The organism is Paenibacillus sp. FSL M7-0802, assembly GCF_038004945.1.
GTDB lineage: Bacteria > Bacillota > Bacilli > Paenibacillales > Paenibacillaceae > Paenibacillus > Paenibacillus polymyxa_B.
In genome coordinates, this window is sequence record NZ_JBBOSD010000001.1 from 5,433,983 (window position 1) to 5,446,653 (window position 12,671).

9 protein-coding genes are annotated in these 12,671 nt (G+C 47.6%); all 9 read left to right on the forward strand.

The features are described 5' to 3' along the window. The first annotated feature begins 28 nt into the window (after window positions 1-28). The gene (locus MHB54_RS24840) at window positions 29-679 is read left to right on the forward strand and encodes a GerMN domain-containing protein (protein WP_264453655.1); all 651 of its coding nucleotides are present in this window, start codon (window positions 29-31) and stop codon (window positions 677-679) included. 213 nt (window positions 680-892) lie between these two features. Continuing rightward, on the forward strand, window positions 893-1,567 hold the full coding sequence (gene nth / locus MHB54_RS24845; protein WP_023989081.1) for an endonuclease III: 675 nt from the start codon (window positions 893-895) through the stop codon (window positions 1,565-1,567). 56 nt (window positions 1,568-1,623) lie between these two features. Next, window positions 1,624-1,896, forward strand: a complete 273-nt coding sequence (locus MHB54_RS24850; protein ID WP_013310628.1) for a hypothetical protein — start codon at window positions 1,624-1,626, stop codon at window positions 1,894-1,896. A gap of 482 nt (window positions 1,897-2,378) precedes the next feature. Further along, entirely contained in the window at window positions 2,379-6,041 is a 3,663-nt protein-coding gene (locus tag MHB54_RS24860; protein WP_340982045.1) for a dynamin family protein, read from the forward strand. A 263-nt stretch (window positions 6,042-6,304) separates the two neighbouring features. Continuing rightward, a complete protein-coding gene (locus tag MHB54_RS24865) occupies window positions 6,305-8,080 on the forward strand; it encodes an ABC transporter ATP-binding protein (RefSeq protein ID WP_340982046.1) in 1,776 nt (591 codons plus the stop codon). Continuing rightward, the gene (locus MHB54_RS24870; protein WP_340982047.1) at window positions 8,077-9,915 is read left to right on the forward strand and encodes an ABC transporter ATP-binding protein; all 1,839 of its coding nucleotides are present in this window, start codon (window positions 8,077-8,079) and stop codon (window positions 9,913-9,915) included. Before MHB54_RS24865 ends, MHB54_RS24870 begins: the two co-directional genes overlap by 4 nt. A gap of 129 nt (window positions 9,916-10,044) precedes the next feature. Beyond that, window positions 10,045-11,229: a formate-dependent phosphoribosylglycinamide formyltransferase gene (purT, locus tag MHB54_RS24875; RefSeq protein ID WP_340982048.1), complete on the forward strand. Its 1,185-nt coding sequence runs from the start codon at window positions 10,045-10,047 to the stop codon at window positions 11,227-11,229. Next, complete coding sequence (locus MHB54_RS24880; RefSeq protein WP_013310623.1) at window positions 11,222-11,683, forward strand: GNAT family N-acetyltransferase; 462 nt, start codon at window positions 11,222-11,224, stop codon at window positions 11,681-11,683. Before purT ends, MHB54_RS24880 begins: the two co-directional genes overlap by 8 nt. A 208-nt stretch (window positions 11,684-11,891) precedes the next feature. Next, window positions 11,892-12,632, forward strand: coding sequence for a CAP domain-containing protein (locus tag MHB54_RS24885; RefSeq protein WP_340982049.1), 741 nt, complete (start codon window positions 11,892-11,894; stop codon window positions 12,630-12,632). Window positions 12,633-12,671: the final 39 nt, after the last annotated feature.

The window sequence follows — 12,671 nt, forward strand, 5'->3', positions numbered from 1 at the left end:
TGTCAACGTCAAGCAAGGAGGGGGACATATGAACAAGAAAATCGTAATTGCAGGTCTGCTGGCACTGTTTGCCATTGCAGGTGCAGGGTGTGCCTCTAAGCAAACAACGGCTCCTGCGACTCCATCTCAGGAAACACAAACTTCGAATGCACAAAATAGTACACCTGAACAGACGACCCCTGAATCTTCGGCTCAATCTGCTGAAAATAATGGGGCGAGTCAAACACCTGCATCTCCGTCAACAGAGCCTACAAAGACCAAGACGGACACGGAAAATTCAGGAGATCGACAAACACAGCAGATTACGGTGTACTATACGGATACACAAGAGAACGGCTTGAAAGAACAGAAAAAGGAAATTACCTATCCAAGCGAGCTGGAAAAATTGCAAAAAGCGTTTGAAGCTCTGCAAAAGAGTGGGGATTCTGCTCTTATCCCGTTGTGGTCCGAGAAAATTTCCGTGCATAAGATCAAATTAGATAACGGTGCATTGACTTTTGATATTTCTCTGCCGGACGAGGCTCGATTGGGAGCTGGCGGCGAGGAATTAGCTATCGATGCCTTGAAGAAAACGATGTTCCAATTCAAGGAAGTCAAAACGCTGGATTTGCTCGTAGATGGTCAATCTTTAGAGTCCTTAATGGGACATGTAGATTTGGATCATCCCATGAGCCGCTAACCGATCAGACGGTATGAAAATTTCTTGGAGATTTACACACTTTTCACGTGCAATCTGTGACAGATAATGATAATATAGGAGTGTATTTCTCGCCTATGCAGGCAGTCATGCACAAATAGTATTCGTTTCTTTCCGGATGATTATTTAGAGTGACCGTCTTGATGCGGGCTATCCCGTATCAAGACGTTTTTTTTGGTAGGAGGTAGGATTTCCGTGAATGCAGCAACCGCACGTCATATATTGGACACCATCGGTACGATGTTTCCGGATGCCCATTGTGAGTTGAACCATGACAATGCTTTTGAATTAACGATCGCCGTGTTATTGTCTGCTCAATGCTCCGATCAGATGGTCAATAAAGTAACGGCAGACCTGTTTCAAAAATACAAGTCACCTGAGGATTATTTGGCTGTTCCTCTTGAGGAACTGGAGCAGGATATTCGCAGAATCGGCTTGTACCGAAACAAGGCCAAGCATATTCATAACCTCTGTCGTATTTTAATAGACCAGTACGGGGGAGAGATACCTTCGGAGCACGATCAACTGGTTAAGCTACCGGGTGTTGGCCGTAAGACGGCTAACGTCGTAGTATCTACTGCTTTTAATGTACCAGCTATTGCGGTAGATACGCATGTAGAGCGTATTTCCAAACGGCTCGGTTTTGCAGGGTGGGATGATTCAGTGCTTGAGGTGGAAAAAAAGCTGATGAAGAGGGTACCTAGGGATGAATGGTCTTTGACCCACCACAGGCTTATTTTTTTCGGACGCTACCATTGTAAAGCTCAAAATCCTCAATGTCAGGTATGTCCGTTACTTGATGTGTGCAGGGAAGGCAAGAAACGTATGAAAACGTCTCTTATCAGAAAAGATAAGGAACGTAGAGCTTAAAGACCCACAGAGTAACAGAGGGTTTAACCATTTATGTGTAGAAAAGGATGAAGAGTATGAAGTGCATTTCGGTATATACAGACAATTTTGAAGCGTTCTCTGATATTTTTGAGCAAATTGTAACAACAGAATTTGCTGAAAACGAAGAGCGCGAGCTTGAGGGAATCACAGTTAGTCATTCCGGTGATGTACCTGAACATTATCTGGAGCGTATGTCACAAAAGCCAGAAGTGGTCGTAATGAAGGACAAATCCCGTGGGATTACGATTTTACAGCATGGTCAAGTATTTGAAATTTTGCTGCCAGTGCTTGAGACTGCAGCCAATTAAGTTCAATTCGCGGACGACATGCGTTGCATGTTCCGGTGTAGGCGGCTCGGCTGGTTTAACCAGCCCGAAGGCGCATATATACACGAACCTTGCAGACCATCCTGATATGGATAGAGCCTCGTTCCAATGAAGTGTGCATACATTTTGACCCTGAATTATGGTGTCGCGTTCCCCATGTTCTAAAAGGTGAATGTACGTGATGAGCAGGCTCACCCGTTGTATACATATCTTGCTTCGTCGGTGCTCTTTGAGGGCTTTGATGAATTGCATTCGGTTGCCTAAATATTTATTTTTAATGATCCGTTTTGAACAGAATAAAATGAACTTATTATTATCATGTACGAAAACAGCGTTCCCTAATGCCAAGTACTGGCGGGGAGCGCTGTTTAGTTTTTTTGATGTGATGATTCTCACAACGGCTTAGGAATGCTACAATATAGCTATTTGGTGCAGACAAGTGATAAGGAGTGGAACCGTAGCTTATGATGCAAACGATTACAGGAGATGCGGGAAAGTGGTTGGATACGATAGAACAGATACAGAGTACATTGCGTAAAGCCGGGGATGAAGCGGGAGCGAAGGCGATAGGTGATCTGCTGGAAAAAGCATATGCGCAGGAGCTGACCATTGCCTTTTGTGGACATTTTTCAGCGGGTAAATCGAGCTTGATTAACAGCCTGTGTGGTAAAACTGTGCTGCCGTCTGGACCGGTGCCTACGAGCGCTAATGTAGTGTCCATCCGTTATGGACGTCCGAGAGCGCTCATTCATCCAGCCAAATCAGCGGAAAATCCAGAGCCGGAAAGCATGGAAGCGTCCCTGTCCGAGCTTGCTGAGTATTGTAAAAATGGTGGAGCCTATGAATCGGTTCAAGTGTGGGAGGATGTTCCGATATTATCTAGCGGAGGAGTGCTGCTGGATACACCAGGCGTAGATTCCACAGACCACGGACATGCGCTGGCGACACATTCTGCTTTACATTGGGCAGATATTGTTTTTTATGTGATGGATTACAATCATGTCCAATCTGAAAATAATTTGTCCTTTGCCAAAAGTTTGTCGGATTGGGGCAAGCCATTATATTTGATCATCAATCAAATCGATAAACACCGGGAGCGAGAGCTTTCATTTACACGTTATCGTAATGAGGTGGAGACCAGCTTTCATGCCTGGCAGGTTCATTATACGGATATCCTCTTTACTTCCTTGAAGGAGCAGAATCATCCATGGAACCAGTGGAAACAGTTGACGTACCTGATTCCGAATTTGCTGGAGCGAAAAACAGAGCTTTTGGCATACAGTTTAGTGTCCTCTATGCATCATTTGGTAGAGCAACATGTGGAGACTGTGCAGGCAGCTGAAGAAGAGGAACTGAACACACTGTTAAAAGAAGCAGGTGGAGAAGAAGCCATTTTGCGCCTGGATATAGAGCAGAAAACCTTGCAGCAAGAAGATGAACACTGGAAGGTGCTTCCGGAGCAGGAGCGTAAACGACTGCGTCAAGAGCTGGATCATTTACTGGAACACGCACATTTGACGCCAGCGGAGCTACGTGAAGCCGCAGGCGAATACTTAGAGAGCCGCAAGCCGGGCTTCAAAACAGGAATATGGTTTGCAGGAGGAAAGACTGAGCGAGAAAAGGAAAGCCGTTTGGAACGGCTGACAGGAATGCTGACTGATCAGGTGGAGGGACAATTGCTTCCCCATGTACGGGAGCTACTGAGGTCTTGGGGTGACAGTCAGGGTTTGTGGTCCGCTGCGATGGAGCAGGAGCTGGATGACATCCGCCCTGTGACGGACCGGCAACTGGTAGAGCAAACGGTGAAGGAAAATGCCTTGTCGCCGGAGTATACGTTGAACTATTGCAAGGATCTACGCGCAGCTGTGACCGCCGATTGCCGCCGTAAGGCGCTAACGCTGCTAGACCGCCTGCTGGCCCAGCTTGCAGTGCGAGCCGAAGCCCGCCGCGCGGCTCTCGCGGATGCACGCACTGCGCTGCTGGCGCAGGCGGACGCGGCGAGCCGCTACAGCACCCGCGTGCAGGCCTCGGCTTCGCACGCCAGCCTGCTGCGCAGCTTGCTGCCGCAGGCGTCCGCGCCAGGCGGCTTGCCCCGTGCGGACGCGCCTGCACCGGCGTCCGATACCGCCGTTGCTGCCCCGCAAGCTGCGGCACCAACGGGCGTTGCGCGTTCTGACATCGCTGGCCCGCGCAACGCATCGGCGCAGCCGCTAGCAGGAACGGCGTCAGCACAGCCTGCCGCCGGAGGCCGCCGCACGCGGCTGGATGCAGCAGCGGCCCGATTGAAGGCTGCCGCTGCCCTGGTAAGCCCGTACCCTGCCATGCAAGCGGCGGTACGGGGTTTACATGCCCGCGCCGCTGCGCTGGAGGGAGGGCAGTTTACGCTGGCGCTGTTTGGAGCGTTCAGCGCTGGGAAATCCAGCTTCGCCAACGCTTTGCTGGGTGAAGCTGTGTTGCCCGTATCGCCGCATCCAACGACAGCGGCGATTAACCGCATAATGGCGCCTGCAAGTGCTGAGCGCCATGCCACGGCCGACGTCCATATGAAATCAGTGGACGCGTTGCGGGAAGATCTTAAATACTCATTTCGGCTATTAGGATTGGGGGAACCCGCGGCAGCGGGCTGGCAAGAAGCCGTTCATGCTTTATCTCCGGAAGGCATCCATCCTGCGGGCAGGCCTCATTATAGTTTTTTGAAGGCTGCTGCAGCCGGATGGGAAGAAGCTGAAAGCTTGCTGGGAGAACAGCTTCAGGTGGATTTAGAGCAGTATCGGGATTTTGTTGCGTCTGAGCACAAATCATGCTTTGTGGAGCATATCGACCTTTATTATGATTGCGCTCTGACCCGTCAGGGCATCGTGCTAGTGGATACGCCAGGAGCGGATTCTGTGAATGCACGACACACAGGCGTGACTTTCAACTATATGAAGCATGCGGACGCTCTTGTATTTGTCACCTATTATAACCATGCGTTTACGCAAGGTGATCGCCAGTTCCTGAACCAACTAGGTCGAGTTAAAGAGACCTTGGCGCTGGATCAGACGTTTTTTATAGTTAATGCATCAGATCTGGCTTCTTCTGAAGAAGAACTGCATTCTGTTACCCGGCATGTACAGGAACAACTACAGGCGAATGGAATCCGAAAACCACGTATTTATCCGCTTTCCAGTATGCTGGCGTTGGAAGCTGCCGAACAGGGAGAGGCTTCGCTGCGTTCAGCTTCACGTTTTGATGCATTTGAAGATGATTTTTCAGCATTTGCAGCCGAAGAGCTGGCAGGTTTGTCCATTGCTTCTGCTATGCAGGAACTGGGTCGGCTGCGGAACCGCATAGAGCAACATGCAACCGATGCCCGGTATAGCGAGGAAGAACGTGAGATTCGATTAGAGCGATTAACTCGCATCCGTGGAGAATTGGAGCATATGCTCCTAGGCCTGACTGACAGCAACGGTGCATCTGTGTTATCGGGTGAAACCGATGAATTGCTGTATCATGTACGTCAAAGGCTGTCCTATCGGACTGGAGAATTTATGGCAGAGGCTTTTCATCCATCTGTTCTGCGTGAAGGAGTAGGTGATCTTCGTTCGGCTTTTGCATCTTGTGGTCGTGAGCTGATGCGTTTAATCGAACTGGAGCTGTCTCAGGAATTGCTGGCAACCACACTCCGGCTGGAAAAAACGGGCCAAATTTTGGTACACAAGACTATACAACAGTGCGTAGAACACATGAACCACCAGTTGCAAGGACTAGATTGTACGATTCCTGAATCCAGAAACTGGGCTGTTCCCGAGCTGAATGAAATTTCCCTGCAGGAGTCTATTCATTGGAAGGACTATTGGAATAGCTTTAAAAATCCAAAGCTATTTTTTGAAGGAACTGGGCGAGCGAATCTACAAACCAAACTGGAGCCGATATTACGCCAGCGAATCGGGGAAGCTGTGGATCAGCAACGAGAACGAATGTCTTCTTTTTACGTTACGCTGATGCAGGAGGAACAAATGTGGCAGAAAGCTCAGCTTCGAGAGCAAATGCTGGAGACGACTCGTGGCATGGAGCATGCCCTTATGGGCGGTGAGCAGCCACAGGTTTGGGAAGAGCTTGCTGGCAAGATTGCGGCTTTGGAGTAAAGATAAATAAGTACACCATTTATTTAAGTTCAGGACACCGGGTTGTGGGACAACCCGGTGTTTTATGCATGCTCCAAAAAGAAAGCAATACTGAGTAAATAGCCATATTCAATAATAAGAAAGCGATTTAATTTGTCTAATCACCCACCAATTGATAACCTGCCTGAATACGGCTTGTTATCCTCTTTGCCCCCTTGGAAAGCGAATGGTAAACTTCACTAAGCCATATAACAACGTCGTGCAACTAATGGAGGGACATTGACATGGAAGTGCTCAGGCAACTGCAAGTTTTTTTTCGCGAGAGGAGACACTATCTGTTTCTTTCTATTTTATGCCTTGCGATAGCGACGGCCCTGGGACTGGTGTATCCGAACCTGCTCCAAAGGCTAATTGATAACGCTATCATCCCCGGTGACTTCGGGAAAGTCCCGGCGCTGGCTCTGACTGTGCTGGGAGTAGTCATCATCAAAGGGTTCATGCAATTTTTACATGGTTTTTTTGGTGGACGGCTAGGTAACTACTTGGCGTACCGACTCCGCAATGCTTGTTACGAAAAGCTGCAATTTCTGTCCTTCAGATATTATGACACTGCCAAAACGGGGGATCTCATGTCCCGACTGACTGGTGATTTGGAGGCAATTCGTAACTTTATCGGGTTTGGTTTTGCCCAACTCCTCAATGTGCTACTGATGGTCGTATTCGGCTCTATGATGATGCTGTATATTAACTGGCAGCTCACCCTCATTACGATGATCAGCATGCCATTGCTACTCTTCGTCACATTCAAGTTTGAATCCCGGATTCATCCCACCTTTCAGGAAATGCGGATTGCCCTTAGCGCCTTGACGACAGCGGTCCAAGAAAATATAACAGGTGTGCGAACCGTCAAATCTTTTGCCCGCGAATCATATGAAGTTGAGAAATTTTCAGTACGTAATGAGCAATACAAAAGTAATCAAATTCAGGCTGCTTCCTTATGGAGTCGGTTTTTCCCCGCAATGGAACTGATAGCTTCTGTCAGTGTGGTCCTGCTGTTGGGCATGGGGGGGTATCTGGTCATTCAGAAGTCAATGACCTTGGGGCAGCTCGTCGCTTTCTTTAGCTTAATTTGGTATATTATCGGCCCCATCTGGAGCATTGGCTTTCATATCAATAACTATACGCAGTCCAAAGCTTCTGGTGAAAGGGTCTTGGAACTGCTAAATCAGTCCATAGATGTAACCGATGGAGCCGGAGCACTTAAACTCGATGCCGATCAGGTGGAAGGACATGTTACGTTTGAACATGTTACCTTTGCTTACGGAAATAAGCTCCCTGCTGTTGTTGACATCAATTTAGACGCACCGCCGGGATCAGTCATTGGAATTTTAGGCGGAACGGGGTCAGGGAAGTCTACCATTATTCAATTACTCATGCGCGCTTATAATGTGAATGCAGGAAGTATCAAGTTGGATGGCAAGGATATACGTCACTTGAAGATTCGCGATTTACGTGCTCAAATTTCTTCCGTGTTTCAGGAGACGTTTTTGTTTTCGTCCTCTATACGCAACAATATTTCATATGGATTAAGTCATGTCAGTATGGATGACATCATACGCGTTTCCAAACTGGCTCAGGCACATGAATTCATAACTGAACTACCGCTGGGATATGACACTGTCGTCGGAGAACGTGGATTGGGACTGTCCGGAGGGCAGAAACAACGGATCGCCATCGCGCGCGCACTACTCAAAAATCCGAAAATTCTGGTACTGGATGATGCTACCAGTGCGGTTGATATGGAGACAGAGCATGAAATACAGACCGGTTTTCAAGAGGTTATGCGTGGTCGAACAACATTTATAATTGCTCATCGAATCTCTTCACTTCGTCATGCCAATGAGATTGTGGTGCTTGAGGAAGGACGAATCGTCCAGCGTGGAACACATGAACAGCTCATTGCTACTCCAGGTCCATATCAGGATGTGTATCATATTCAATACGCCGATTACATAGCTCAGGCTCCAGACGGTGTATCCGAAGGGCAGGTGAGACCATGAATATACCCGCAGAAAAAGTCAAACCGTTAAAAAAGCCAACGAATGAACGCTTTGTCTATCAAGATGATGATGTCATTGACAAACCGTTTAACTGGTCAGAATTCAAACGTTTGCTGGCATACATGAAGCCTTATGCCCGTCAGATTCTGCCGATCCTTCTGGTCATGATGATTCTCGGCACCATTACCAAGCTGACCGTTCCTTATTTGATCAGTCTGGCCATTGATAAGGCAATTGCTCCCGCATGGCCTGCACTGCCCAGCGTAAAGTTACTGCTGCTCATCACGGGTGCCGTGCTCTTGTTATATTTAATTCAATGGGCAGCCAGCACGTACCGCATTAAATTCACCAATATTATCGGTCAACGGGTTATTTACGATTTGCGTGAAGATTTATTCAAGCATATTCAAAAGCTATCCTTTAACTTTTTTGATAAGAGACCAGCAGGTTCTGTATTAGTGCGCGTGACGAATGACATTAACTCGCTACAGGATCTTTTTACGAACGGTGCAGTGAATGTCCTGATTGACTGCGTACAGCTTATCGGAATTATTGTCATTTTGCTGCTTATTAACTGGAAGCTCGGTTTGGCGGTAATTGTGACCGTTCCGATCATGTTTTTGATCTCGACCAAGCTGCGCGTACGTATCCGCCGCGCTTGGCAAGAAGTCCGTATGAAGAACTCGCGTATCAACTCTCATTTGAATGAGTCCATTCAGGGGATTCGTGTGACACAAGCGTATACGCAGGAGCAGGAAAACATGGCTTATTTCGACGACATGAACAGCTCTAGCAAAAAATCGTGGGATAAGGCTTCTGCCATGAATCAGGTCTTTGGCCCACTTATTGATATTACCGGAGGATTTGGTACGCTTGTGCTGTTCTGGTTTGGAGCGCATTTAATTCAGACAGATCAGCTTACGGTGGGATTACTGGTTGCGTTTGCTAACTATGTTGGGAACTTTTGGGAACCGATTAATCGACTGGGCCAAATGTATAATCAGTTACTGGTTGCGATGGCTTCGTCAGAACGAATTTTTGAGTTTATGGATGAACAGCCGAATATTGCAAACAAACCGGGAGCAAAAGCCTTGCCGTCCATTCGGGGCGATATCCAATTTGAAAAGGTCATTTTTGAATATGAAAAGGGACGTCAGGCGCTTAAAGGTATTAATCTTTCTGTCGAGGCGGGCCAATCTATAGCGCTTGTGGGTCATACCGGATCAGGTAAAAGTACAATTATTAATCTGCTAAGCCGTTTTTATGACATTACGTCAGGGCGGCTTACGATTGATGGTCATGATGTGCGTGATGTCACGGTAGAGAGCTTGCGTAGGCAGATTAGCATCGTACTTCAGGATACATTTATTTTTTCGGGGACGATTCGCGATAATATTCGATTTGGCCGTTTGGATGCAACGGATGAGGAAATTGAAGCGGCTGCGAAGGCGGTCAATGCTCATGAATTCATTGTTCACTTGCCAGCTGGCTATGAAACAGAGGTAGAGGAGCGGGGGGGAATGTTGTCCATGGGCCAGCGACAGCTCTTATCCTTTGCTCGTGCCTTGCTGGCAAATCCGAGAATTCTTATCCTGGATGAAGCAACAGCCAGTATTGATACGGAAACGGAGTTGAAAATTCAGGAGGCTCTTCAGGTTTTACTGGAAGGCAGAACTTCGTTTATGGTCGCTCACCGTTTGTCCACCATCCGGAATGCTGATCATATCGTTGTACTGGATCATGGGGAAATCCAAGAAAGTGGTAATCATGAACAATTGATGAAAAAACATGGAATATATCGGGGGCTGGTGGAAGCACAGTTCAGATTTTTGTAAAAAAAAGATCAAAAAATCGCGTTTTTTGTAAATTTAAATGCCGAGCACTATTGCATTCTTGGAGCTAAACCCTGAAAATAAAGATGAAAAGAGATCAGAGCAATTTCGTCAGAGGGGGAAGAGTTCAAGATGTGGGGTGCTCCTTTTTCTGCCAAAGCTAAGAAGATGCTGCTGCTGGGTAGCGGCGAATTGGGAAAAGAAGTCATTATTGAAGCTCAGCGGCTTGGCGTGGAATGTATTGCTGTTGATCGCTATGAACTGGCTCCAGCAATGCAGGTGGCCCATCGCTCTCACTGTCTGGATATGCAGGATGCTGAGGCGTTGAAGGCACTAATTCGTGAGGAAAAGCCCGACATAATTGTACCTGAAATCGAAGCTATTGCTACGGGTGCTTTGGAAGAATTAGAGCAAGAAGGATTTTACGTAGTACCAACGGCCCGTGCCGCCCGTCTTACGATGGACCGGGAAGGTATCCGCAGGCTGGCTGCCGAGAAATTACAGCTTCCGACTGCTGCCTATCGTTTTGCAGATAATTTTGACCAGTTGCGGTCGGCGGTTCATGAGCTGGGCACGCCATGTGTGGTCAAGCCTTTGATGAGTTCGTCGGGTAAAGGGCAGTCTGTATGCCGGGCACTCGAAGATGCAGAATCCTGCTGGAATACGGCGCTGGAAGGCGCGCGTGCCAAAACAACACGTGTCATTGTTGAAGCTTTTGTCCCGTTTGAGAGCGAAATTACCTTATTGACCGTCAGATCGGTTTCGGGTACGACTTTTTGCCCACCGATTGCCCACATTCAGAAAGATGGGGATTATGTCGAATCCTGGCAGCCTCATGGCATGACGGACAAGCAGCTTTCGGAGGCGGAGAACATTGCCCGTACGATTACGGATGAACTGGGTGGTTACGGATTGTTTGGCGTAGAGCTGTTTTTAACAGCTGATGGCGTCATATTCAGTGAAGTATCCCCTCGTCCGCATGATACAGGAATGGTGACCATGATCACGCAGGATTTGTCGGAATTTGCGCTTCATGTGCGGGCCATTCTCGGATTCCCGGTGCCATCCGTCACGCTGCTTACACCAGGAGCTTCAGCTACTTTGAAGGCAGAAGTGGCTACGCGGGATTTTGTAATAAGCGGTCTGCATGATGCATTATTGCTACCCCGGACACAGGTGCGAGTGTTCGGGAAGCCTGAAACCAAGCCGGGACGCCGGATGGCTGTAGCGCTTAGCGCTGCAGAAGATGTGGAAACAGCACGGAAGACGGCCAAAGAAGCTGCTAATATGCTGAAAGTGGAGGTAAATCATGTCTAACAATGTGATGATTCCAGTACTGACAATTCGTTCCGTAGAGCTTGGCGATTGCGAAGCCGTAACTGGACTACTAAGAGAAGTCGGGTACCCGATGACTTGTGGTGTAATGAAAGAAGTTATGGGAACAACGCGGGAGGACAGTCAAGCGAATATGATGGTTGCAGAAATGGATGGTCGTGTTGTCGGAGTAATCGGCATGCATACGGCTCAAAGTTTGGCTTATCCTGATCCTGCCGTACAAATCACCATGCTGGTCGTGAGCGGGGAGTATCGCGGCGAGGGCATTGGCAAGCGCCTGGTGGCTTGTGGTGAGGAGTGGGGACGTGCGCAAGGATGCTATCATTTATTCATTACCGGAGCGAATAACCGCATCAAACAAGTAGAGGCCCGAGCATTCTACAATCGAATCGGCTTTGAAAAGCAAGGCTACCGTTTCAGCAAAAAGCTTAGATAATCAGCCTATAACAAGACAATCTAATACTTAAAGCCTCACTACTTTTAACTTAGTTCCGCATGGGTCAATTCCGAGCGGGGCTATTTTTTTTCCAACTTTTATACCATTGATCCTGCTATAAAACATGATATACTGCTAGAGTAAAGATTACAAAGTTGTAACCAGACGCGTTCACACCAAGGCATTTATACAACAAGGAGATGACGAAATGAAGAATATGTTGAAAAAAACACTGGTGATGGGAAGTCTAAGCGCCATTTTATCCGCAGGATTCATCGTTCCGGCATCAGCTTCACCAGCTGACGATTTGACTGCCCAACTGCAACAATGGTTTCAAAATAACGGATATACCGTCAATATGTCCAACGGGACGACTACGATAACAAAGACCGTAATTAAGGATGGTTCTGAAAAGGACAAGGCTAAAAACAAAACAGCAAATCCTTCATCCGGTAAACAAACAACAACCAAACAGGGTAGCCAAAAGGCTTCGCAGTCTAGTAACAAGCAACAGACCCAAAAACAAAGCACAAACTCAGGCGCGGGCCAGTCAGCAGGATCGGATGCACAACTGAGCAAGTCCCAATTTGCAGCCGAGGTTGTAAAGCTTGTAAATAACGAGCGCAGCCAAAAAGGTCTGAAGCCCCTCGCATCGAATGCGAAGCTTACAGAAGTTGCCTTAGTCAAGGCGAAGGATATGAGTACGAACAATTACTTTTCCCATACATCACCGACCTATGGCTCACCATTTGATATGATGAAAAAATTCGGTGTAACTTATACGTATGCGGGTGAGAATATTGCTATGGGACAACAAACGCCACAAGAAGTGATGAAAGCTTGGATGAACAGCCAAGGACATCGTGAGAATATTTTGAAGGCAGAATTTACACAAATCGGTGTGGCTTACTACAATGGATATTGGGTACAAGAGTTCACACGTAACTAAGATATATTAAATACGTTCCCAACGTTATGTCGCTGCTAC